Source organism: Rhodoferax sp. GW821-FHT07G04 (assembly GCF_059418585.1).
Map to the genome: position 1 here is coordinate 1,252,015 of NZ_JBWKQD010000001.1, position 22,801 is coordinate 1,274,815.

General features: G+C 62.8%; 18 protein-coding genes. 6 read left to right on the forward strand and 12 right to left on the reverse strand.

The features are described from left to right. Positions 1-28 precede the first annotated feature (28 nt). Both AC07OO_RS05790 and AC07OO_RS05795 read left to right on the forward strand, forming a co-directional pair. A complete protein-coding gene (locus AC07OO_RS05790) occupies positions 29-3,283 on the forward strand; it encodes a TonB-dependent receptor domain-containing protein (RefSeq protein WP_495081100.1) in 3,255 nt (1,084 codons plus the stop codon). Positions 3,284-3,311: 28 nt separating this feature from the next. Beyond that, positions 3,312-5,957 carry an RCC1 domain-containing protein gene (locus tag AC07OO_RS05795; RefSeq protein ID WP_495081101.1) on the forward strand — a complete coding sequence of 882 codons (2,646 nt, stop codon included), beginning with the start codon at positions 3,312-3,314 and terminating at the stop codon, positions 5,955-5,957. A 43-nt stretch (positions 5,958-6,000) separates the two neighbouring features. Here AC07OO_RS05795 and AC07OO_RS05800 read toward each other — a convergent pair whose 3' ends face one another. From AC07OO_RS05800 to AC07OO_RS05820, 5 genes are all read right to left on the reverse strand, one after another. Next, on the reverse strand, positions 6,001-6,402 hold the full coding sequence (locus tag AC07OO_RS05800; RefSeq protein ID WP_495081102.1) for a hypothetical protein: 402 nt from the start codon (positions 6,400-6,402) through the stop codon (positions 6,001-6,003). Continuing rightward, the gene (locus AC07OO_RS05805) at positions 6,399-6,743 is read right to left on the reverse strand and encodes a heavy-metal-associated domain-containing protein (RefSeq protein WP_495081103.1); all 345 of its coding nucleotides are present in this window, start codon (positions 6,741-6,743) and stop codon (positions 6,399-6,401) included. The genes AC07OO_RS05800 and AC07OO_RS05805 overlap by 4 nt, the downstream gene beginning before the upstream one ends. 17 nt (positions 6,744-6,760) lie before the next feature. Next, entirely contained in the window at positions 6,761-7,411 is a 651-nt protein-coding gene (locus tag AC07OO_RS05810) for a hypothetical protein (RefSeq protein ID WP_495081104.1), read from the reverse strand. 101 nt (positions 7,412-7,512) lie between these two features. Next, on the reverse strand, positions 7,513-7,890 hold the full coding sequence (locus tag AC07OO_RS05815; protein ID WP_495081105.1) for a hypothetical protein: 378 nt from the start codon (positions 7,888-7,890) through the stop codon (positions 7,513-7,515). Between the two features lie 40 nt (positions 7,891-7,930). Beyond that, complete coding sequence (locus tag AC07OO_RS05820; RefSeq protein WP_495081106.1) at positions 7,931-8,788, reverse strand: sterol desaturase family protein; 858 nt, start codon at positions 8,786-8,788, stop codon at positions 7,931-7,933. Between the two features lie 200 nt (positions 8,789-8,988). Here AC07OO_RS05820 and AC07OO_RS05825 point away from each other — a divergent pair, with 200 nt between their 5' ends. Further along, the gene (locus tag AC07OO_RS05825; RefSeq protein WP_495081107.1) at positions 8,989-9,570 is read left to right on the forward strand and encodes a TetR/AcrR family transcriptional regulator; all 582 of its coding nucleotides are present in this window, start codon (positions 8,989-8,991) and stop codon (positions 9,568-9,570) included. On the opposite strand, the gene AC07OO_RS05830 is transcribed toward AC07OO_RS05825, so the two are convergent. Both AC07OO_RS05830 and AC07OO_RS05835 read right to left on the reverse strand, forming a co-directional pair. Further along, on the reverse strand, positions 9,571-10,614 hold the full coding sequence (locus AC07OO_RS05830) for a DMT family transporter (RefSeq protein WP_495081108.1): 1,044 nt from the start codon (positions 10,612-10,614) through the stop codon (positions 9,571-9,573). It lies immediately after the preceding gene. A 151-nt stretch (positions 10,615-10,765) separates the two neighbouring features. After that, positions 10,766-11,065, reverse strand: coding sequence for a putative quinol monooxygenase (locus AC07OO_RS05835; protein ID WP_495081109.1), 300 nt, complete (start codon positions 11,063-11,065; stop codon positions 10,766-10,768). 278 nt (positions 11,066-11,343) lie between these two features. On the opposite strand from AC07OO_RS05835, the gene AC07OO_RS05840 reads away from it, so the two are divergent. Next, positions 11,344-15,366 carry a Pls/PosA family non-ribosomal peptide synthetase gene (locus AC07OO_RS05840; protein WP_495081779.1) on the forward strand — a complete coding sequence of 1,341 codons (4,023 nt, stop codon included), beginning with the start codon at positions 11,344-11,346 and terminating at the stop codon, positions 15,364-15,366. A gap of 34 nt (positions 15,367-15,400) precedes the next feature. Continuing rightward, positions 15,401-16,027: a 4'-phosphopantetheinyl transferase superfamily protein gene (locus AC07OO_RS05845; protein ID WP_495081110.1), complete on the forward strand. Its 627-nt coding sequence runs from the start codon at positions 15,401-15,403 to the stop codon at positions 16,025-16,027. 208 nt (positions 16,028-16,235) lie between these two features. On the opposite strand, the gene AC07OO_RS05850 is transcribed toward AC07OO_RS05845, so the two are convergent. From AC07OO_RS05850 to AC07OO_RS05860, 3 genes are all read right to left on the reverse strand, one after another. Beyond that, entirely contained in the window at positions 16,236-17,753 is a 1,518-nt protein-coding gene (locus AC07OO_RS05850; RefSeq protein ID WP_495081111.1) for a C13 family peptidase, read from the reverse strand. Beyond that, positions 17,732-18,325, reverse strand: a complete 594-nt coding sequence (locus AC07OO_RS05855; protein ID WP_495081112.1) for a hypothetical protein — start codon at positions 18,323-18,325, stop codon at positions 17,732-17,734. Before AC07OO_RS05855 ends, AC07OO_RS05850 begins: the two co-directional genes overlap by 22 nt. A gap of 381 nt (positions 18,326-18,706) precedes the next feature. Further along, complete coding sequence (locus AC07OO_RS05860) at positions 18,707-19,861, reverse strand: MBL fold metallo-hydrolase (protein WP_495081780.1); 1,155 nt, start codon at positions 19,859-19,861, stop codon at positions 18,707-18,709. Between the two features lie 132 nt (positions 19,862-19,993). Between AC07OO_RS05860 and AC07OO_RS05865 the strand changes: the two genes are divergently transcribed. Next, complete coding sequence (locus AC07OO_RS05865; protein WP_495081113.1) at positions 19,994-20,623, forward strand: TetR/AcrR family transcriptional regulator; 630 nt, start codon at positions 19,994-19,996, stop codon at positions 20,621-20,623. Positions 20,624-20,681: 58 nt separating this feature from the next. Here the strand turns inward: AC07OO_RS05865 and AC07OO_RS05870 are convergent, their stop codons facing one another. Both AC07OO_RS05870 and AC07OO_RS05875 read right to left on the reverse strand, forming a co-directional pair. After that, a complete protein-coding gene (locus tag AC07OO_RS05870) occupies positions 20,682-21,977 on the reverse strand; it encodes a formylglycine-generating enzyme family protein (RefSeq protein ID WP_495081114.1) in 1,296 nt (431 codons plus the stop codon). 78 nt (positions 21,978-22,055) lie between these two features. Next, entirely contained in the window at positions 22,056-22,790 is a 735-nt protein-coding gene (locus AC07OO_RS05875) for a lysophospholipid acyltransferase family protein (RefSeq protein ID WP_495081115.1), read from the reverse strand. Positions 22,791-22,801 lie beyond the last annotated feature (11 nt).

Sequence of the window (22,801 nt, forward strand, 5' to 3'; positions counted from 1 at the left end):
TCAGGCAACAGCGGGGGGTTTTCATCCCATGCAGTACACATGCGCACGCCAGCAGCTACTGGCTTTGGTGCTTTGCAGTTGCACCGCCTCCGCGGCACATGCGGGTTTTGCCGAGATTATTGGCCTGTCCGGCAAGGGTGACTACCGCCCGGATGGCAATGGCGCCTGGCTGGAGGCCAAGCTGAAGGTGCAACTGGAACCGTCGTGGTGGGTACGCACCGGCCCCGACAGCCATATGGCACTGGTGGTGGCGCCCGAAGTGCAGATCAAGCTGGCGGCCAACAGCATCTTCCAGCTCAGAAAAGAAGAGAAGACGCCAGGCACCACGCTCAACCTGCGCCAGGGGCGTGCCTGGTCACAGTCCAAGCAAGCCAGCGGCACGGTGAAGATGGAAACGCCATCGGCCATCGCCGCGATCCACGGCACGGACTGGGAGATGGCGGTTGATGCGCAAGGCCGCTCCACGCTAACGGTATTGCACGGCTCCGTCCAGTTTGGCAATGCCCATGGCACGGTGAGCGTGGGCAATGGCGAACAGGCGCTGGCCGAGCCCGGCAAGGCCCCGGTCAAACGCATCCTGACCAACCCTGCAGAGCGGGTGCAGTGGGTGAGCACCCTGCGTGTGGACCCGGAACGCTATGCCGAGTACCGTGGTGGTGGTGGGCAACGCAAGGACGTCGTGGAGCGCATTGCCCGCCAAGACTGGCTGGGCGCCGAAAGCCTGTTGCTTGTGCAAGCCTTGCCGCTACCGGCAGACACGCTGCTACTGGCCGACCTGGCGCTGCGCGCTGCCAACTTCGCAGAGACCCAATCAATACTGGAGCAGGGCGCAGCCACCTACCCCGAGGACGGCAGATTCCCCGCAGCCCTGTCACGCCTGGCGCTTATCCAGGGCGATGGCGCGGGTTCCCTGAAGCTGGCCCAATCGGCCTGCGAACGCTTCCCCCAAACAGCCGATACCTGGCTTGCGCTGGGTGATGCGGCGTATTTCGAGGGGCTAGCCAAGGTGGCGCACGGCGCCTACCGCCGTGCAGAGGCACTCGACCCTGCAGACGGCCGGGCCAGCCTGGGCCTAGCCCGCATCGCGCTCGCGCGTGAGGACCTTGCGGTTGCTGGCGGGCACTTGGCAGAGGCCCAGAAGCGCACGCCCCAACTGCCCAGCCTGGCGGCCGAACAAGGCAATCTGGCAACCACGGCCTACCAATGGAACGCCGCACGCACGCAATTCGATGTGGCCCTCACGCAGGACCCGCAAGACTACATCGCGCTGTCGGGTCTGGCCCAGTTGCAACTGCGGCAAGGCGAGTTAGACGCCGCCATGGAGACCATTCTGCGCAGCAACCTGCTGGAGCCCCGCTACGCCCGCACCTACCTCTACCGCGCCGCCGCCCACCATAGGCGGGGCGAATCGGCGACGGCCCTCGAGTTCTTGCGCCAGGCCATTGAGCGTGACCCGCAGGACCCGCTGCCCCACCTGATGGCGAGCCTGGTCCACCAGGACCGTGGAGAACTGTTTGCCGCGGCCGTAGAAGCGCGCAAGGCCAAAGAAAAACTGCCCTTCCTCAAATCACTCGATGCCCTGGCGATGGACCAGAAAGGCAGTGCCAATATCGGCAGCGCACTGTCCAAACTCGGCATGACCTCGTGGGCCCGCTATTACGCCGAGGAATCGAACGATAGCCTGTGGGCCGGTAGCCATTTTTTCCTGGCGGACCAGTACAGCGGCAGCTTTACCAAGGCCTCCGAGTTGGTGCAGGGCTATTTGACCGACCCCTTGGCCCTGGGTGCGAACCCGCGCGTTCAAAGCCTGCTGCCCGAGCCTGGCAGCTATCTGACACTCGGTGCGCGCATGACGAACAGCAAGGCGTTTGGCTATAGCGAACCGTCCATGGTGGTCAATGGATCGACCCACGCCCCGTTTCCCGTCGCCTGGTTTTTTGAGGGACTGCGCAACGTGGTGCGGCCGGGCCAAGAGGATTTTGACGCGAGTGGCAACGCCTACACCCTGGCGCTGGGCACCAAGCCGACGCACGATCTTGCGCTGTTCGCGTTTGCCAACCAGTATGTGCCGGAGATCGAACGCATGGGCCTGCTCAGCCGTGAGCGCATCAGCGGGCGCACCCGGCGGCTGGACGCCGGTGGCAGCCTACGGCTGGATCCCGAAACCCAGGTCTGGTTGAAGCTGGGTGAAGGCAGCTACACCGCGCGGACGACCTCGCTGAGCAGTCCCATCACACAAGACCAGGACAGCAACACGCGCGACCTGCAGTGGCGCGCCACCTGGCGCGCGGGCGGGCACGAAGCGACTGCGGGTGTTGAAGCCGCCAGCACCGATGCCGGTCTGTTGACCCGGGGCCGCACGCTCTCTACCACCAGCCATGAGCAAGACGATTACCGTCTGGTGTATGCCCAGGGTCGCTATGCCCTGGCCGAGTCCTGGAGCCTGGAGGGCGGCTTGGCCGGCACCCGCTACCGCAAGACCGTGCAGAGCAGTGCCGGTACCAGCGACTACCGGCAAGACGATGCCCTGCCCATGCTGGGCGCGGTCTGGCACCCCAGTGCGAATGTCGCACTGCGCGCGGCGTGGCAAGACTGGGTGCGCTCCAATGCGCCCCATAGCCTGCGTCCTGCGGCCATTGCCGGAATTCCAGTGGACGACCAGCTCACCCTGCCCGGCGGGCGGCAGCAACGCCTGCGCCTACAGGCCGATTGGGAGCTGAGCAGCAGCGGCTTTGTGTCGGCCTTTGTAGACGCGCGCAATGTCCGCAATCTGGGTGAGCCCGGTTTTGTGCTCAATACGGCGCAAGAGGTGTCCGATGTCAACCGCCTGCGGGACCGGGGCACGTTCCAAAGTTGGAATGACCCCGAGCGGCTGGAGGGGCAACCGGTGTTTGCCGAGGGCAGCGTGCGCCAGGCGGGCCTGGTGGGCAACGCCGTGCTGGGCAACGGTTACGCGGTCAACACCAGTGTTGTGCTGAGCGACAGCCGCAACACCAGCGAATTTTTCAAGGGCTTGCCCCTACCCTACCTGCCCCGCCAACGCGTGGGCTTGGGGCTGGACTGGAGCAATGAAGCGCGCTTGACGGCCGGTGCCGCCCTGGTCTGGCGCTCCGAGCAATTGACCACCGAATATGGCAACGAGATCCCCGCGTCGTGGGATCTGACACTGCGCATGAAATGGGAGTCCACCGGCAAACGCTGGCAGGTGGAGAGCTGGGCCGGCCAGTTGCTGAAGAAGGCCGTGGACCCGACCCTCGGCATTGCGGTGCTGCTGCGGTATTGAGTACAAAGTGAGTACAAAGGAGATAGCCATGCTGAACCATGCCACGCGTATCTTGGGGCTGATGGCGATGGGCCTTGTGCTTGCCGGCAACGCGTCGGCCCAGATCATCAAGCCGATGGTGTCCGTGGGCTACCAGCACAGCGTGGCGCTGCGCAACGATGGCACGGTGCTGACCTGGGGGTCCGACCAAAGTGGGCAACTGGGTGCGGGAGTCCTCCCCTTTGAAGCAACACCCGGCCGTGCGCTCACGGTGTCCGGTATCCAGGGCATTGCGGCCGGTGTCAGCCATTCTCTTGCCATAGGTGCCGGTGGAACGGTCTGGGCCTGGGGCAGCAACGACGCGGGTCAACTCGGAGATGGCAGCACTACCAACCGGTCCAACCCCGTGCAAGTGACGGGTTCGTCCGGAGCCTTGCAAGTCTGCGGTGGCAGTTCTTACTCGCTGGCCTTGCGCACCGACGGGTCGGTCTGGGCCTGGGGTGAAAATTCTTACGGTGTATTGGGCAACGGAACGCAGGAGAGTTCCCCCGTACCGCAGCAGATTGCCGGCCTCGGCGGTGTCAGCGCCATCGCCTGCGGCAACCGCCATGCCCTGGCTTTGCGCACCGACGGCAGCGTGTGGGCATGGGGCACCAACGTAGAAGGCGCCCTGGGTGATGGCAGCACGGTGGACCGACTTCGCCCCGTGCTGGTGAACGCACTCAGCGGCGCCACCGCCATCGCCGCCGGCAATGACTTCAGCGCGGCGCGCAAGTCAGATGGCAGCGTGTGGGAATGGGGTGTCACCGCGCCCTATGCCACCCCGCATGGCGCGCCACGCACCACGCCGGTACAAACACCGGGCCTTTCGGGCATTGCGATGATCGCTGGCACGGTCAACAGCTTTGGCCTGGTGGCCATCCATGGCGACGGCAGCAGCTGGTGGCGATGGACCACCGCCAGTGCGCCAGAGGCCCAGCCCAGCGTAGGCCCGCTGAAGGCCGTCGCGGCCGGATACGGCCAAGGATTTCTGCTCCAGACCAACGGCCAGGTACTGGGGTTTGGCGGTGGCAACGGCTTTGGCAGCCTGGGCGACGGCACGACGGTGTACCGCGACGCACCCGGCCCGGTGATAGGCATCGCCAACATCACGCAGGTGGCCTCAGGTACCTGGCACGGCATGGCCTTGGACGCGGCGGGCAATGTGTGGACCTGGGGCCTGGACACCGCAGGACAGCTGGGCCGCGCACGGGTGCTGAGCCGCTCGCTGGCGGCTGCCGTGGCCGGCTTGCCGCGCATGGCCCAGGTGTCTGCCGGATTGGGCCACAGCCTGGGGGTCGACCAGGACGGCGCCGTATGGGCCTGGGGCAGCAACGGTTACGGTGAACTGGGCGACGGCACCTACCGCGACACCGGCACACCGATCAAGCTGAGCACGATTTCTGGCGTACAAGCAGTGGCTGCGGCGGGGTACTACTCATTGGCCCTCAAGCGCGATGGCACCGTCTGGGGCTGGGGTAGCACCCTGCCCGGTGTTTTGGATCAACCCTCCGTGCCCACCCAACTGCATAGCCAGGCGACGGCCATTGCCGCGGGGGGCTCGCACGCGCTGGCCCTCAACCGCGATGGCACGGTCTGGGCCTGGGGCGACAACGCCTCGGGGCAACTGGGCAATGGCACCACGGCCAGCAGCAAGCAACCACTCCCCGTGTTCGGCCTGTCAAACGTAATCGCCATTGCTGCAGGCAGCGACAGCAGCTATGCGCTGCGCGCAGATGGCACGGTGCTCGCATGGGGTGCGAACCCACGCGGGCAGTTGGGTGATGGTTCTCCAACCACACGCTTGACCCCGGCCATTGTTCCGGGCCTCAACCAGGTCACGGCCCTGTCCATCGGCGCGAACCATGCGCTGGCGCTGCGCAACGATGGCTCGGTCTGGGGCTGGCAATGGGGCTACGAATGGCTGGGCGAGCTGGGCGACAACCCTCCGGCGGCCACGTCAGCGGCGGCGCCCCTGGCTATTGGCATCGCAGACATCACGGGCATTACCGCGGGCAATGGTGTCAGCGTGGTGCTGCGCCGGGATGGAACTGCCTATGCGGGCGGGGTCAATACGCTGGGCCAACTGGGCGACGGCACCTATGGCCGGCCAAGCACCTTTGTGGGTATTGCCGATGAGAACTTTGCTGGCTTCCTGCATTTGGACACTGCAGCGCAAAGCCTGCCGCTACCCAATGGCAAGACGGTGCCATTTTTCCTCTCCACGCACAAGACCGGTAGCTTGAGCGCTACGTCACTGAAGGTGGACGTCCGTGGGCTGGGGGGTGTCAACGGGGCTCTTGCACTGGGAGCGCCGCACGTACAGGCGGCGGGCAGGCCCGACGCAGTCCACCCGCAGGCGGGTGGTGCATACAACCTCTATGTGGCCGCCCTGTTGCCGAACAACGGCAGCACGATCTATTTCCAACTGCTGCCCAGCCGCAGCTGGGTCCCGCTGGTTTGGCCCATCAGCGCATTCATGAGCGGGCTTGCACTGAACAGCGTGCAAGACCTGGTGCTGATCACGATTCTGGAAAACGAGAATCTGACCGCTGACTTTTTAGTCGGTGCATCCGTCCTCATCGGCTACGGAACCGACCCGGACGAGATGCTGCGCACAAGCCGCTACCGCACACTGTTTACGCTGGTTCGCTAGGGGCCCAGCTGGCGGAGGTAGACGTTTTGGGCTTGCCGCGCCCTCAATCGCCCGTCAGCAGCGGCATCACAAACGCGAACCAGCCGCCTATCAGGTAGAACGCCACGCTGACGCCATACACCACCAACGACACCTTGCGCGTGCGCAGGCAGGCCTGCCGCAGCGCGGGGTCTGTGGGGCATGGCGCGGTGCGGTTGCGCCACTGCAGCACGCCGCTGGCGGCCATCATCAGGCCGGCAAACACAAACAGGCCGATCTTGTGCTCGCTGAGCCACACCACCTGCGGGAACACGGACACCAGCGACGACAGCGCGGCGCCCGCACCCAGTGCCACCAGCAGCGCGGGTATGGCGCAGCACACCAGCGTGCTGGAAGTGGCGAACAGGCTGGCCACGGAGGACCAGAAGCTGCCGCGGCTTTCCATCAGACCGTCCGCGCTACTCATTTGCTACGGCCTTTCAACAGCTCGGCCTTGATCTCGGCCACCGATTGGCCCACGGGCTCCAGCTTGACGACGTCGTAGCCGGCATCGACTATCTCTGCGGTGATGGCCTTGCCGTCCAGCGTCTGGCCTTCTCTCGCTTCCACAGCGACGGTCTTCTTTTTCAGGTCTACGAACACTTCTTTGGTCGCTGGCATTTTTGAAATGCGCTTCTCAATGCCCTGTGCGCAGAAGGCGCAGACCATACCGTTGACGGTGATCTTCAGCGTGTTGTTGGCCGTTGCAGCGGCAAAGGATGGCAGCGCGGCAGCGGCCAGCGCGAGGGTGATGATGGTTTTTTTCATGGTGTGTGCTTCGAAAATCAAAATGTGTACATGAAGTTGGCGCGAACCTGGGATGCGCTGTTGGCGCCCAGTTCGACGAAGTAGCGGTTGTGGATGAGGCGCAGCATGGGCGTGACCTCGGTCTTGTCCGACAGGCCCTGCATACGCCGCACCTCGACCACAAACCAGGGCTGCACCTGGTCATAGTCGGCCTCGAAGAACGAGAAGCCGATGCGGGCCGATGCGTAGTCGTGGTTGATGCCCTCCGCGCGATACAGCCTCGCGGCAGCGGATGCATAGAAACGCGTGGTCTCGTAGTCCAGCTGTATGCCTGGCGATGCCAGCGTCTTGGTGCCTGCAAAGTCGTTGCCGGTGATGGCGCCCACGCCGGTGACGAACCAGACATTGGCCTGCGCATCGGGCATGTTCCAGCGGCTGACCAGCCGGGTGTAGAGCGCCTCGTTGGCCTGGCGCGTGCGGGTCTCGTCGTCCGAGCGCATGTACAGCGTAGAGACGCCCAATGCGTCGCGCGGCGTCAGCGCGTAGTTGACGAAAGCCTCTTGCCAGTTGGGGCCCAAGTCGCCCATGGCCATCCAGCTGCCTTTGAAGCCCATGGGGCCGCATAGGGCTGGTAACGCGGCCAGGGTAGCCAGCAAGCCCACCATGACCTTTCTAAAACGCGGTTTCATATTTCACTGTTCTCCAAACAGCGGGCTTGTGGAAAAAAAGCCCAAGGGAATTGACCCGCACGCTCAATCACGAAACGCGCGGACGTAGTTCGGCTGTCGGATCAGGAAATGGGGGGCTTGGAGGCCTGTGCCAGGTCGGCGTTGGCGAAGCGATCGGCGCGGTGCACGGCCACAGCCTGCGGCGCAGGGCTTACGGCTGGGTCGGCGGGTATGTCATATGCAGCCAGTGCCATGCACAGCTGGCAGGACTGGCAAGCCCGCTGCTGGTAATGGCCCTTGGTGCTGGCATCACTGTCGTCGGCCGCCGAGCCCACTTGCGCCATCTGCATCATCATGGGGCAATCTGCCGGCATGGAGCCCATGGCGTGGGCTGCCGGGGCACCATCACCCGCGGCCATGTGGACCGCCATGCGCTCGGCGGTCCACCCCCGCAGGGGCAGCAAGACGATCAGCAGGAGGAGGATGAAAACGCGGGCCACGGGGCTAGGATAGCGCAGTTACCCAAAAAGTTCCGGGGGGCTATTTTCTGAAAGGGAGCAACAAGACCTGACCCAAGGCATTGCTTTGCGGGTAACGGCTGGGTTCGACAACGCCCAGCGCGGATGGCAGGCCATGGGGCCGGTAGACAAAGGTGCCAAAGACCAAGTCCCAAAATGGGGTCAGCACACCATAGTTCTTGGCTTCCCGCAGGTCTACGCTGTGGTGGTAGCGGTGCAACTCAGTACCCACCAGCAGGTAGTTCAAAGGGCCGGCCTTGATGTCCACGTTGAAGTGGGACACCAGGCCTTGCAAGCCCATCAGCGCGTTGAACAAAAAGATGGACTCTGGCCGTGCCCCCAGCACCACCAATGGCAGTTGAACGATAGCCAGCGAGACCACCAGGTTCAGCGGGTGGCCCACCGGGTGCATCAACAGGTACACGCTATTGGGCAGATGGTGCGGCAGATGCACCTTCCACAGAAATGCCCCCCAGCGGCCCAAGGCTTCGTGGCTCAGCCGGTGGTACCAGTATTGGAAGAACTCAAACACCAGCAGCAAGCCCACAAACTCCACTGCGATGGAGGTATTGGCCACAATGCCAGTGTTCAGGCGACTGAGGTCCAGCGCCAACCAGCCCAACCCCAGCTTCAGCAGGCCGGTGGTGCCGCCATTGACGACCATGTATTGCACATCGCGCTTGAAGCTGGTCCAGCTCATCTTCCATTCAGGCTTGGCCGGGTGCAAATACTCCACGGCCAGCAGCAGCACCATGCGCACACCGGCCATCCACGCAAATACCGTCGCCAGGCTCCAATGGAAATGCAACGCGCCCCCGTACAGCGCAAGCGTCGTTGCCAACAGCAAGGGATAGAAAAAGTAGCGCACAAACGTTGCCATGGCACTCACCTCCGCGCGGGCTGAAGAGGGGCCGATAGTCTCAGTGGGCACATAAAACATTTCTCCTGATAATGGACACCGTGTTCAATAATTAACGGCGTGCCCGCTATCTTCCGAGCCCAGGCACAGCCTGCAAAGCACCGCATGGCCCGATATGCCCGATAGCAGACACAACACCGGTTGCTGTTCAGGAGACCTTCATGAAGACCCGCTTACCCGCGCCTGCTGCGGCCGTTGACCGCCGCATCCAGCGCACCCGCGATGCGCTGCGCGAAGCCTTGATGGCATTGATGGTGGAGCGTGGGTGGGACGCCATTGACGTGCAGACCTTGTGCGACCAGGCCAACATCGGGCGGTCCACCTTCTACCAGCACTATTCCAACAAAGAGGAGCTGCTCAAAGCCAACTTTGCGGGCCTACGCGATGCGCTGATGGCGCAGGCGGTGACAGATGCGTCGCTGCCGAGGCCCTTAGCGTTCGTGCCGGGCTTGATCGCCCATGTGCACGAAGCCCAGGATGTGTTTCGTGCTCTGTTGGGGCGGCGGTCAGGCCACTACGTGCAAGACCGGTTTCGTGAACTGCTGGTGGAGCTGGTGCTTGCTGGCACACCGGGGGGCAAGGCCCGCAGTTGGCAAACCCAGGCGCAAGCCCATTACCTGGGCGGGGCGCTGTTTGAATTGGTGGCCTGGTGGCTGGGCAACAACCGGCCACAGAAGCCGCAGGACATAACAGCGATTTTTTGCCAGTGGAGTGCAGCCGTGCTGAAGCCCGCTGTGCACTGATCAATGCCGGTGCTGGTGGTGGATGTCGGGGAAGTGGGCGTGGCTGTGCCGAGTTTTGCCATGTTTGTGGACATGTACATGTTCCCCAGTACCGCCCCACTCAAAGTCGTGGGGGTGCTGGTGGTGCACATCATGCGTATGGGGGTGCTCATGTTCAAGCGGTTCATGCACATGCTCATGTTCGTGCTTCTCGGTCAAGTGCAACCAGACGCCGATTCCCATCAACAGCGCCGCCATCCAGAACTGGGGCCCGGCTGACTCACCAAACACCAACAGCGAGATCAGAGCGCCAATAAATGGTGCAGTAGAAAAGTAGGCGCCGGTGCGCGCCGTTCCCAGGCCGCGCAAGGCCAGCACGAACAGGACCAAGCTGAAGCCATAGCCCAGCAGACCCACCACCAGCGTTTCCAGGGTGACGGCCACACTCGGCAGCGCCGCCGCCCCCAACGCCACAGCCAAGACCGTGTTGACCAGCCCGGCCACAATGCCCTTGCTGCCTGCGATGAACAAGGCATCCGACGCCGACACCTTACGCGTCAAATTGTTGTCGATGGCCCAACACAGGCAAGCGATTGACACCAGCACCGGCCCTGTCCAATCGGATGCGCCCACGCGCTCTGTGGGCCAGGACAGCACCAGACCGCCCGCCACGATGGCCGCCATGCCCAACACCATGCGTTTGTCGGCGTTTTCTTTGAACACCAGCCAGGCGATGCATGCCGTCAGTACGGCCTCCAGGTTGAGCAGCAGCGAGGCACTGGACCCGCTGATCGTCATCAGCCCAAACATCAGCGCCACCGGGCCTAGCACACCGCCAAACAAGACGGCACCCAGCAGCCAAGGCCATTCCGCGCGGCGCAGCCCCGACGCTTGCCAACCCCGGTCTCGCACCAAGCGGATGGTGGTCAAACCCAGACCAGTGCCCAGGTACAGCAAGCCGGCCAGCAACACCGGAGGCATGCTGCCCACCAAGAGCTTGGCAAACGGCGTGCTGGCGCCAAAGCTGGCGGCCGCCAGCAGGGCGAAGACGATGCTGCGGTTCATGCCCAAATTGTGAGGCAGCGGCCGACTCTATGGACGCAGTGCGCACCCGAGAATCCTTTGTAGGGGGAGATGTAGGCTCTGTAGAAGTTGATACCGGCAAGGGCAATTTTTTGCATGTCGTTGGTCGCGGGCGCCGCCTCTGCGTTTGGAATCATTTCAACGGGATGGCGTCCGCCTGGTAGAGCGTCATCTCGAACTTTCCATTGGAGAGCTGGGCCAACGACTTCCCAAACTGCCGCGATGCCTCCACACGAAAGTGCACCTGCAGCGCGGCCATGTCAGCCCAGCGCTCCACGAAGACAAAGCGGTTTGGCTGTTCCACGTCGCGGCTCACTTCGTGGGAAATGCAGCCTGGTTCGGTGCGCGAGCGCAGCACGTGCTCGACGGAGATTTTCTGCAACTCCGCGTCGGCGCCTTCGCGCGCAATCGCACTGCCTGTCACGATGATCATGGTCTTTGCTCCTTGTTGTTAATACCGCCAGGCAGTTTAAGCCATTGGCGCCCAATAATAGCTACTCAATTGATAGCGCACTAGGCTTATGCCACGAGGGCTATAGCGATATTTTCCTCCAAAGCCTTGGTAAAATACCCAAAAGAGGTTTTTTAGACCCGTTGTAGACTTCCGGTGCTGTGCAACTGTGGGCTGATTGCTTGCTTTACCTTGAAGAAATGCTGGCTCGCACTGCAGCAGCTGTTGAACGCCGTCTCCCCGGCATGAATGACCCCACGATGATCCCTATTCCCGACGACGCACCGCCACTTCTGTCCCATGGCGCCGGCGTTTTGCACGGCCCGCTGCGCCCCGAACTGATTCGCGACGAGGTATTGGCCGATATTTTTGAAGCCACGGTTGCGCGCAACCCCGACCAGCCGGCGCTGGTCTTTGGTGAGCAGCAGCTCAGCTACGGAGCCCTCAATGCCCAGGCTGGCCGGGTGGCCTCGCACCTGATGGCGGCTGGCGTAGGCCCCGGCCGCATCGTGGGGCTGTGGTTGCCCCGTGGCATGGATTTGCTGGTGATGCAGCTGGGCATTGCCAAAACCGGCGCGGCCTGGCTGCCTTTTGATGCTGACACCCCTGCTGAGCGGATTGCCGTGTGCCTGGACGATGCGCATGCGGCCGGCCTGGTCAGCAACGCGGCCCACCTGAAGGATTGGGCACCTGATGGATGCCCTGTGTGGACCGCCGAGCAACTGCATGCGCCGTGCAGCCCGCTGCGCCGCCAGGATGTATTGCCCAGCCACCCGGCCTATGTGATTTACACCTCCGGCTCCACCGGCAAGCCCAAGGGCATTGAGATCAACCAGGGCAGTATCTGCCATTTCTTGCGCAGTGAAAACTCCCAGCTCGGTGTTCGCGCGAGCGACCGGGTGTACCAGGGGTTTTCGGCCGCGTTTGACATGTCGTTCGAGGAAATCTGGATCAGCTACCTGGTGGGCGCCACGCTGTGGATTGCCCCCAAAGACCTGGCCAGCGACCCCGAGCGCTTGCCGCTGGCATTGCAGGAGCAGCAGGTCACGGTGTTGCACGCCGTGCCCACCCTGCTGGCCCTGTTTGCGCACGATGTGCCCAGCCTGCGCCTGATCAACCTGGGCGGCGAGATGTGCCCGCAGTCGCTGGTGGAGCGCTGGGCCACGCCCACGCGGCAGCTGTTCAACACCTACGGCCCCACCGAGGCCACCGTATCGGCCAGCCTGGCCACGCTGCACCCCGGTGAGCCGGTCACCATCGGGCGACCGCTGCCCAACTATGGCCTGCTGGTCATTCAACCCGATACCGACCAGGGCCTGGTACTGACGCCGCGTGGCGACGTGGGCGAGCTGTGCATCACCGGCCCCGGCGTGGCAGCGGGCTACCTGGGCCGCCCCGATTTGACGGCGGAGAAGTTTTTGGCCAACCCCTGGGCCAGCGGTGCGCACGACCAGCGCCTGTACCGCACCGGCGACCTGGCCCGCATTGATGCAGAAGGCCAGGTGCAGTGCCTGGGCCGTACCGATGACCAGGTGAAGATTCGCGGTTTTCGGGTGGAGCTGGGCGAAATCGAAGCCGCCCTGGCGCGCCAGGCCGGCATTGGCACGGCGGCAGTCGTGCTGCGCCAGGAAGACGGGCTGGACCAGTTGATCGCCTTTGTGGTCACCGACGGTGCGGCCCCGTTGCAGCACACCGCATTGCGCAATGCCCTGGCGGCGGTGTTGCCGGCCTACATGGTGCCGGGGCACTTTGAAGTGCTGGGCCAGATGCCGCGGCTGCCCTCGGGCAAGATCGACCGCAATGCACTGAAGGCACGCCCGTTGACCGTGGTGGTGCGCGACACCGGCGCCTCCGACACGCCCAACAGCCCGGCCGAAGTGGCGCTGTTTGCGGCGCTGGCCAAGCTGTTCCCGGGCCAGGCCATCGTGCGCTCGGCCGATTTTTTCTCCGACCTGGGCGGACACTCGCTGTTTGCGGCGCGCCTGGCATCCGCACTGCGCACCGACCCGCGCTTTGCCCACGTCACCGTGCGCGACATCTACCAGCAGCGCAGCGTGGGGCGGATCGCCCAGGCGCTGGAAGCCGCGGGTGGACGCCACGAGACCGTGTCCACCGCCTGGGTTGCGCCCTCGGCGCTCGCGCGCTGGACCTGTGGCGCCGCACAGGCCGCAGCCGTGCCCTTTTTGGTGGTGGTGCGCATGGGGCAGTGGCTGGCGCCGTTTTTTACCTACCACTTCTTCACGGGCGACCCGGACGATTCGATTGCCGTGGCGGTGGGGGCGTCGGTGCTGGCGTTTCTGGCCTCCACCTTGTTGGAGTTCTTCATTGCCATTGCCGGCAAGTGGCTGATCGCCGGGCGACTGAAGGCCGGGCGCTACCCCCTGTGGGGCCTGACCTACTACCGCTGGTGGCTGGCCGACCGGCTGGTGGAAGCCGCCCCCACGTATCTGCTCAGCGGCTCATCCCTGCACGCCTGGTGGCTGCGCGCGCTGGGCGCAAAGATAGGGCGGGACGTCATGGTGGGCTCCATCACCCTGCGCGCGCCCGATCTGCTGGTGGTAGAAGACGGCGCCAGTGTGGGCAACGCGGTCAACTTCGAGAATGCCCGCGTGCAACACGGTGAACTGCATCTGGGGCCCATTCACATCGGGGCCGATGCCTGCATTGGCTCCTACGCCATTCTGGAGGGCAACAGCGCAGTCGCGCCCTTGGGCCACCTGCAGGGCCAATCGGCCCTGTGCGACGGAGAAACCGTGCCCGCGTCGCGCGTATGGGGCGGCTCACCGGCCCGTGACCTGGGTGCCTTCGACCCGGCGGCTAACCGGGCCCGCCCGGTGCTCACGCGCAGTCGCGCGGCACTGGAGGCGGTGTATTTTCTACTCGGCGCCCTGCTGGTCACCACCCTGTTTTTCCTGCCGGTTTTCCCCAGCTTCATCTTGATTGACTGGATCGACGATAACCTGCGCCAGCCCGTGTTGACGGGGACCGATGTTGCCTCGCAATTGCTGCGCTACTTTGTGTTCGCCTTTCCGGCGGCCGGGGTGCTGATCGTGTGTACGGCGCTGCTATCGGCCGGTATCCGCTGGACGGTGCTGCCGCGCCTCAAACCCGGCAGTTGGCCAGTGCACAGCACCCTGTATTGCGCCAAATGGCTGGTCAACCAGATCCAGGAGTCCAGCCTGCATGTGCTGCACGGCGTGTACGCCACGGTCTACGCACCCCACTGGTACCGCCTGCTGGGCGCCAAGGTGGGGCGCAATGCCGAAATTTCGTCGGCCCTGGGCCTGGTGCCCGACATGCTGACCCTGGGTGACGAGACCTTCATCGCCGATGCGGTCATGCTGGGGGACGAACACATCGATGGCGGCTGGATGACCATGCGCCCCACGGTGATTGCGCGCCGCAGTTTTGTGGGCAACGGCTCCTATATTCCCGATGGAACCACTCTGCCGGAAAACGTGCTGATCGGTGTGCACTCCACGGTGCCCGCCAATGGCCAGATGCGCGATGGCGATACCTGGCTGGGTTCACCACCCATTCACCTGCCGGCGCGCGAGCAGACCATGGGATTTCCGGCGCACCTGACCTTCCAGCCCCGGATCGCACGGCGCCTGGCGCGTGGCCTGATCGAGGCGTTTCGCATCATTGCGCCCCATGCCATCGTCATCTCGGTGGGCTACACAATGGTGCTCAACGTCATGCCGCTGGCCGAGGCCGAGCGCTGGGTGACCGTTGCGGCCTATTTGATGGCTGCCGGTCTGGCCTACGGCCTGCTCACATTCCTGTTCGTGGTCATTCTCAAATGGGCTTTGATGGGCCGCTACCGCCAGCACAGCGCCCCGATGTGGACGCGGTTTGTCTGGTTGTCCGAGGCCATCACCAACATGTACGAAGGCGTTACCGTGCCCAATTTCATGCGCTACCTGCGCGGCACGCCTTGGCTGCCGTTGGCCCTCAATGCACTGGGCACGCATATCGGCAAGGGCGTCTACATGGACACCACCGACCTGACCGAGTTTGACTGCGTGCACATTGGCGACTACAGCGAAATCAATGCCCTGACCTGCCCCCAAACCCATTTGTTTGAAGACCGGGTCATGAAGATTGACCACGTCAAAATTGGCAGCAAGGTCTACATGGGGCCGCGCAGCAGCGTTCTGTATGGCGCGGTGGTAGCCGACAACGCCAAGCTGGGCGCGTTGACTCTGGTGATGAAGGGCGAGTTCATCCCGGCAGCCTCCAGTTGGCGGGGTTGCCCGGCGGCCCCGGTGCGCAGCGTCTGACACGCCCAGGTCTGACACATTGAAGCCGACACACATGACCGCGCCGTTTGCAGTACACCCGTGGCCGCTGCGCGCAGACCAGGCATTGGCGGCCCTGCGATCCGATGCGGCGTGCGCGGTGGTATCCGTCGCCACGCCCCACACGGAAGACCGCACACGGGCCCGCGCGGCCATACGCGCGGCCTTGCGGGAGTTGCTGGCGGCCTATTGGCATCTGCCCTGCGACACCATTCAGTTCTCAAGCCACAGCGGTGAAAAGCTGAGCTTGCTGTCACCCGCGCGCAGCGTGGGCTTGTCCATCAGCCATGCCCCCGCATGCAGTGTGGCGGCCGTGCACCTGCACAAGGCGGTGGGTGTTGACGTGGTGCGCATCGACGCGCTTACGGCCGGGCTTGGCGACGCCATGCCGGAATGGGAGCGGCTGGCGCTCGACTACTTGGGACCGGTGGCGCACCGGCAGCTGGTGCACACCACGCCCGCCCTGCGCGCCGCCGTGTTTGCACAGGCATGGAGCCAGTTGGAGGCAGGGATGAAATGCCTGGGCCTGGGTTTGACCGAATGGACGCCGGCACTGGGGCAGGCGCTGGGCGGGTGCACGTCCATGGCCCTGGACCTGCCCGATACGCTGCGTGGGGCGCTGGCGGTCGGGCTCCGTATATAGCTACATTATTGATAGCGCAATACGCAGATCCGACGAGGGCTAGAGCCGAGTTTTACCACCGACTTCGCACAAAATACCCAAAAAGGGGTTTTAAAGCCTTTGAACAATCGCTGATGGAAGCATTTTTTAGCTCAGCCCCCCTAACCGATTGATTCCTTTGAGGATGGACGTTATCCATGGTTCACACCTTGCAATAGGCACAGTATGCCTAACGCGTACTTCCCTGCTGTTGCTCCAACCGTTTGAGAATCGGCCCAATATTTTTGCCCACGGCTATCTGGGGATTGGAAAATCCGTCCGTCTTTTTTGCATCCATCTCGCGTTGCTTGATGATTGGAACAGCAGAAGCAAACGCATCCTCGAAAGAATAGGTTTTACGCAATTGCTCTTCGAAAACGCTTTGCCCAAAGTAGGTTAGCTTTGACTTTGCGCCACAGCCATATGAAGTGTGGCTATCGTCAGATGCCGTCATGATCAGCGAAGTATCAGAGGCCAACGGTGCCACCCAACCACCGGAGTAACAGGCGGAAATTGCAATAACTCGATTCCGCACCCCTGCGTCATCCAGCATTTTGCGCAGTAAGGCGGGAGTCAATTCATCCACCTCGAGCGGCCAATGTGAGGTTGCAAGTCTGAAGTCTGATCCCCCATGCGAGGTCAGATAAATCACAAGTACGTCCTGCTGCACATCCATCCTTCTAGCAGCCGCTTCGATGCTCGCCTTTAAATTCTTGTTGGTCGCCCACGCAATCGATGTCGTCACTGAAGGGCGATTTACCAGTTGTACTACGTGACCCTTAGCCCCAAAGCGATCCTCTAGGGTATCGACCACCATGATGCTCTCGCGCAAAAAGACCTCCTGCGAGTACGGCGCAAACACGACGGCAAATACATTGACTTTTCCTGCGAGGCGCGGCGCCAAGCCGTCCAATGCTTTTGCAAGCAGCGACTGCTGAGTCTCAAAAACTTCTTGAGTCAGAGTCAATGAGTCGTGATGATTTCCTGCTTGCTCAGAGTAGTCCATCTGCCAAGGTCTGCTACTGAACTGCCATGTGCCAAGTCCTTGCAAGAACATCGCACCAAGAAAGAGTCCAAAGGCAGCATTGGCTGATCGCGTGAAACATGCGGTCACTCGCCATACAACAACGGCTGTCCATGTCCAGAACGCACCATAGAAAACCCATCCAAACCAATTACTGTCAGACCACCATGCAGGGAGCATTCCACGCGCGGTCAAGGCAATCAACAGAATCGCGACCAAACCAATGGGTAGCACAGCCACCGTCCACAATCCCAACCAAGCTGCCACGGGACCAGGATGCTTCTGGGGCGAAGGGCTGGGCACCAGAAAAGCCCAAATCAGGAAGACAAGGGACATCGTGCCGAACAAGGGATAGAGCCACACCGGCCGATTGAAAACCGCCGCACCGGGTATCTCCAGGCGTGCCAAAAGGGTCTGCACGGTGTAGGGGATCATCACGAGCCACAGCAGTTGCAACGGGCTAGGTACCGCACGCCCTATATCTATGCGTCGCCCCACAGAAGCCATAAGGCCCGTCGATATCCACTGGAGCAGAGTCAGCCGTTCGGTACCTATTGGAGACACCAAGTCTGTAACAGGGTCAGCGGGCACAGGCCCAATTGGTTCCGATGGTGCGACTTCTTGTTCAGACCTTTGGTGCGCCTGCACATCATCCGACTCCATCACTTCCAGAATCTCCACCATTGCGACGGCGCTTGCGCTGCCTCACGGCGCGAGAGCTCGGCTATTTCATCCCAGTATTCCTGCCTCGCCAAGTCTTGCTTCTGAATGCCCTTTTGAGCGTGTTCGTTACTTATAGCGATCTGAAACTCGTCTTGAAGCTTTGTAAGCGCCTTGGCCGCTGGGCTCGACATATATTTGATGACACTGTCAAGATCCGCCTCGTCCAATCGAGTCCCGTAGAAGTTGACAAAGCTTTGCTTCCATGCGGCCATGCTTTCTGTCGAGCAGGTTTTCTCCGAGAAGCGGCGGAAAGCATTTATTGCTTCTGGCCATTGAGCGGACTTAGGTGACAGACCTGAGAACTTGCCTTCTCGCGCCCAAATTTTGTCGGGCGAGTGAGGGCCGGCCATTGACGCTTCGACACAAGACCGTTTCGCAATCTCTAGTGACTGGTCAACCCGCATGAGTTCAAGCAGCTTGGTCAGCTTTTCCTGCTTCGCCACGGATATTTCCCCCGCAATTGCGAACCCCATCCCTGACAGCAGGGTAAGTGATAGGAAATAGTGAGGCCAGCGTATCTTCATCTTCAGCACCTTGCTTTCGTAGTTCTCGTTTCAATGCGTCTCTTGGGTCGCACCAGCCGAGTCTAGCCAACAATGTGCACGCCAAACATCGCACGTTTCGATGAATTCGTACGCGGGTCGCCATCAAAGTGACAATCGGAAATTCCGCTGATGCGCAACCGCCCCAGCACAGTCTTCGCTGCGCCCGACGCGGAGACTGCATTTGCCAAGCCGGTGGCAATGCATCGCAAACAGGTCGCCACTTTATTTTCTGCACCTCACGCTAGTAGCGCCGGGGATAGACCGACTGTTGACCTATCCCAAACTCAAACCTTTGGCTGAATGCACGCAAAGGAGTTGTCAATCCATATTCTGGAGGCCGACATAAGATGCAGGTGGCAGCAACACCGCTCAGCGCGACGGCACCCCCGGCGTGGCACACGCACTCAGATCCCCACCCGGCTTGCGCGGGAGCCCGGCCACACCATTTGCCGCGGCCAGCTCCCTCTGCCCATCCACCGTCAGCCACCAGGCCGAGCCGGTGTGCGGGTTGCGCACGGTCAGCGGCTCGCCCATGCAGGGTGTGGTGATGGCCACACCCTTGGCCTTGGCCAGCGCGGTGATGCGGTCAAAGGGTTCGTGCCAGGTGTGCATGGCGAGGTCGAACGTGCCGTTGTGGATGGGCAGCAGCCAGTTGCCGCGCAGGTCCAGATGGGCTTGCAGCGTCTCTTCGGGCTGCATGTGGACATAAGGCCATTGCTTGTCATACGCGCCGGTTTCCATCAGCGTCAGATCAAACGGGCCGTATTTGTCGCCGATGGCCTTGAAGCCGTCGAAGTAGCCGCTGTCGCCGCTGAAGAAGATGCGCAGGCCGTCCTTGCCCTTCTCGCCGCCGCCGTACATCACCCACGAGCCCCACAGCGTCTGGTTGCGGTCGCGCAGGCCGCGGCCGGAGAAGTGTTGTGCGGGGGTGAACACAAACTCCACGCCGCCCACGGTGGTGGTCTGCCACCAGTCGAATTGCTGCACCTTGGCGGCGTCCACGCCCCAGGCGACCATGCGATCGCCCACGCCCAGCGGCGTCAAGAAGTGTTCGGTCTTGGCAGCCAGGCGGCGGATGGCGTCTTCGTCCAGGTGGTCGTAGTGGTCGTGCGACAGGATCACGCCTTTGATGGGTGGCAGGTCTTCAATGCTGATGGGCGGCTGGTGGAAGCGCTTGGGGCCTAGCCACTGGAAAGGCGAGGCGCGGTCGGAGAACACGGGGTCGGTCAGCCAGAAGGCGCCGCCCAGCTTCAGCAAGATGGTGGAGTGGCCCATGCGGAACACGGTGCCATCTTGCGCGGCCAGCAGTTGGGCGCGGGTGATGGGCTGCACGGGGATGTCGCCTTCGGGCACGGTGTGCTTGGGCTTGTCGAACGCGAACTTCCAGGCAATGGCCAATGATTTCAGCAGGCCGCCCGCGTCTTGCGGCTCGGGCTTCACATTGCGGTAGGTGCTGCCGTTGGCCTGGGGCGATGCGGCTTGGGGAACGGTGGGCGATGACTCGATCAGGGCGCAGGATGACATGGCAAAGGCTCCGGTCAGTAAAACAGCGAGGGTGCGGAAGGTGTGCTTCATATGGGATGAAATCCAGAAGTTGCACTGCACAGTGTAGTTTCTTTATTTTAAAAAGTAAACCCATCGGTGTAAAATATTTGCATGTCCCCTACCCCCGCCCCCGAAACACCCCCCAAAGACCGCCTGACGGACCGCAAGCGCCAAGCCATCGTGCAGGCGGCGATCGACGAATTCCGCACCCACGGCTTTGGCGCCACCAGCATGGACCGGGTGGCAGCCACGGCGGGCGTCTCCAAGCGCACGGTGTACAACCACTTCCCCAGCAAGGAGGCGCTGTTTGCCGAGATATTGCTCCAGCTGTGGGACAGCAGCCATGCCCAGGTGGACCTGGCCTACCACCCCAGCAAGCCGCTGCGCGAACAGTTGCTGGAGCTGCTGTGGCAAAAGATGCGCATGCTGTGCGACGCCAGTTTCATCGATCTGGCGCGGGTGGCGATTGCCGAGACCATCCATTCCCCCGAGCGGGCACAAGAGATGGTGGCCAAGCTAGGCGACCGCGAGGAAGGCGTGACGCTGTGGTTGCGCGCCGCCGCGGCCGATGGCAAGCTGAAGCTGCCCGACCCCGTGTTTGCCGCCCACCAACTGCAAGGGCTGGTGAAGGGTTTCGCCTTCTGGCCCCAGATCACCATGGGCCAGCCCACGCTGCCTGCGGCCATGCAGCAGCAGGTGGTGGAGTCTGCGGTGGATATGTTTTTGGCCTGCTACGGCTGACGCCTAGGAAAAAATCCTTGCAAGCCTCGGCGACTGGGCCCCTGTAGTCACAAGCCGCTCACAATGCTCGCGCTGCTACGCGAAAGCCCACTGAGTGGTAGCCGCCGTTGGGCGCACGGCCTTCGCCGCGCCCGCTGGATTTGGCGCTGTTGCTGGTGGCATACCAGGAGCCGCCTTTGATGGCGTTGACGCTGGTACCCGCCTCGCCGCCGTTGCTCGCGGTGTTGACGGTGGAAGTCCACTCGTAGGCGTTGCCCGCCATGTCGAAACAGCCGCACCAGCTCTGGCCTGCGGTGTAGGCGCCTACCGCCGTGGTGTAGCCGCCGTAGGTGTGAACCAATAGGTCGAAGGTGTCCGAGTTGGCAAAGTCGGCCCAGGTCTTGTTGGTGCTGCTGTCGTACTGCCAGCCGCTCACACCACCAGAACTGCTCATGCTCAGCACCTTGCTCAGCGGGGCCGTGTCGTTGGTCAAGGCCGTGGTGCCATCGGATAGGGTCGTGACCGTGCTGTCGTTGTAATAGGTCAGGGTGCTGAAGTAGCCGCTGTTGAGCACGTACTGCGCGCACACTGCGTTGCAGTTGTAGAGCGTGCTCAGCACGCCAGTGCTGCTGGCGTAGCTGATATTGGCGGCTGCCCCCCAGGGGAAGCTGAAGCCGGTATTGTTGCCCAGCGCGGCATACTCCCATTCCGCCTCGGTCGGCACGTAGAACACGTAGCCGCTGATTTGCGTGCCGAGCCAAGCGCAATAGGCTTTGGCCGCGGCATAGGAGATGAACAGCACGGGGTGGTCTTCTTTGCCGCCGGGGTAGCCACCGTTGCTCCAATAGTTACTGGGCGTGTAGCTGCTGCCGACGGCATTGGTGAAGGCTTTCCAGTTGGCGTTGGTGACGAGGTACTTGCCCATCAGGTAGGGCACGAGGCTGCTGCTGGTGGTACTGTCGGTCATGGCGCCTGTGACTGGATCGGTGGTGGTGCTGGTGATGCGGTCGTGGAAGGTGTAGTTAACAGTGCCGAAGGCGATGACCTGCACAAAATCGGTAATCACGGGTGTCTTGGCAACAGTGCTGGTACCCGTGCTGGCCCACAGCCACGGACTGGTGCTGGACACTGCGGGGGCGATGGTTGGACTGGTTGAAGCGACGGTGCTCGCAGAGCTTGTCGCATTGGTCGTTGACGTGCTGACCGCTGTCGCCGGGCTGTCTGATCCGCCCCCGCCGCAGCCGAGCAACCCGAAAGGCGACACCGCTCCCAGCCCCAACCAGCGCAGGGCTTGTCGGCGAACGGATGGGGTGGATATCCACGCGTCGATCTCACGGGCCGGATTGACATCACGCGGATGTATTGGGGTACGCATCTGCAACTCCATGTGGTGAACATCACCAGGAGTCTGCTGTGGAATATGGGAGAAACTTGGTAGGCTCGGCGCGAAGGCTTAGTTTCTCAGCTTGCCGATCGATTCGCGCAGATCTGCCGCCCAGGCCCGGCGGTCACGCCCCTGGGCCCGCTCGGGCGTGCCGAACTGCACCACGGCCATCAGCTTGTCGGCACGCAGCGTGCGCCACAGCGATTGCCACAGCGTGTCGTCGCCCACGTAGCAGGGGGCAAAGCTGATTTTTCCGTCCACTGCGCTCACAAACTGCAGGGCCACCGGCTGCACCGGCGCGTCGGCCGAGATGGCGGCCTGCAACAGATTGGCGTGGAAGGGCAACAGCGTGGAGCCGTCGCCCGTGGTGCCCTCGGGGAAGATGGCCAGCACGTCGCCCTCACGCAGGCACTGGGCCATCTGGTGCACTACGCGCATGGCGTCGCGGCGCGATTCGCGGGTGATGTACAGCGTGTCGGCCGCATTGGCCAGCGTGGAGACCACCGGCCAGCGGCCCACTTCGTCCTTGGACACAAATCGGCAATGCCGGGCCGCATGCATGACGACGATGTCGGCCCAAGAGATATGGTTGGCCGCCAGCAGCATGGGGCCGTGGGCCGGCGGGCTACCGTGGACCACCAGTTGCATGCCCAGGCAATCCAACATGGCGCGGGCCCAGGCCTGCACGCGGGCATGCCTTTGCAGCAAGGTCATGCGCGGCAGCACGGTATAGATGGTCCAGATGCCGCCCAGTATGTGCAGCACCACTCGCAGCAGGCGCCGGCAGGCGCGCAATCGGCTCATCGGGTACAGGC

Coding starts and splice junctions, on each gene's coding strand:
- AC07OO_RS05820 (WP_495081106.1), bottom strand. CDS start 8,788: ATGGCAACGTTTGTGCGCTACTTTTTCTATCCCTTGCTGTTGGCAACG.
- AC07OO_RS05790 (WP_495081100.1), top strand. CDS start 29: ATGCAGTACACATGCGCACGCCAGCAGCTACTGGCTTTGGTGCTTTGC.
- AC07OO_RS05795 (WP_495081101.1), top strand. CDS start 3,312: ATGCTGAACCATGCCACGCGTATCTTGGGGCTGATGGCGATGGGCCTT.
- AC07OO_RS05845 (WP_495081110.1), top strand. CDS start 15,401: ATGACCGCGCCGTTTGCAGTACACCCGTGGCCGCTGCGCGCAGACCAG.
- AC07OO_RS05850 (WP_495081111.1), bottom strand. CDS start 17,753: ATGGTGGAGATTCTGGAAGTGATGGAGTCGGATGATGTGCAGGCGCAC.
- AC07OO_RS05805 (WP_495081103.1), bottom strand. CDS start 6,743: ATGAAAAAAACCATCATCACCCTCGCGCTGGCCGCTGCCGCGCTGCCA.
- AC07OO_RS05830 (WP_495081108.1), bottom strand. CDS start 10,614: ATGAACCGCAGCATCGTCTTCGCCCTGCTGGCGGCCGCCAGCTTTGGC.
- AC07OO_RS05825 (WP_495081107.1), top strand. CDS start 8,989: ATGAAGACCCGCTTACCCGCGCCTGCTGCGGCCGTTGACCGCCGCATC.
- AC07OO_RS05870 (WP_495081114.1), bottom strand. CDS start 21,977: ATGCGTACCCCAATACATCCGCGTGATGTCAATCCGGCCCGTGAGATC.
- AC07OO_RS05810 (WP_495081104.1), bottom strand. CDS start 7,411: ATGAAACCGCGTTTTAGAAAGGTCATGGTGGGCTTGCTGGCTACCCTG.
- AC07OO_RS05865 (WP_495081113.1), top strand. CDS start 19,994: ATGTCCCCTACCCCCGCCCCCGAAACACCCCCCAAAGACCGCCTGACG.
- AC07OO_RS05835 (WP_495081109.1), bottom strand. CDS start 11,065: ATGATCATCGTGACAGGCAGTGCGATTGCGCGCGAAGGCGCCGACGCG.
- AC07OO_RS05860 (WP_495081780.1), bottom strand. CDS start 19,861: ATGTCATCCTGCGCCCTGATCGAGTCATCGCCCACCGTTCCCCAAGCC.
- AC07OO_RS05875 (WP_495081115.1), bottom strand. CDS start 22,790: ATGAGCCGATTGCGCGCCTGCCGGCGCCTGCTGCGAGTGGTGCTGCAC.
- AC07OO_RS05840 (WP_495081779.1), top strand. CDS start 11,344: ATGATCCCTATTCCCGACGACGCACCGCCACTTCTGTCCCATGGCGCC.
- AC07OO_RS05800 (WP_495081102.1), bottom strand. CDS start 6,402: ATGAGTAGCGCGGACGGTCTGATGGAAAGCCGCGGCAGCTTCTGGTCC.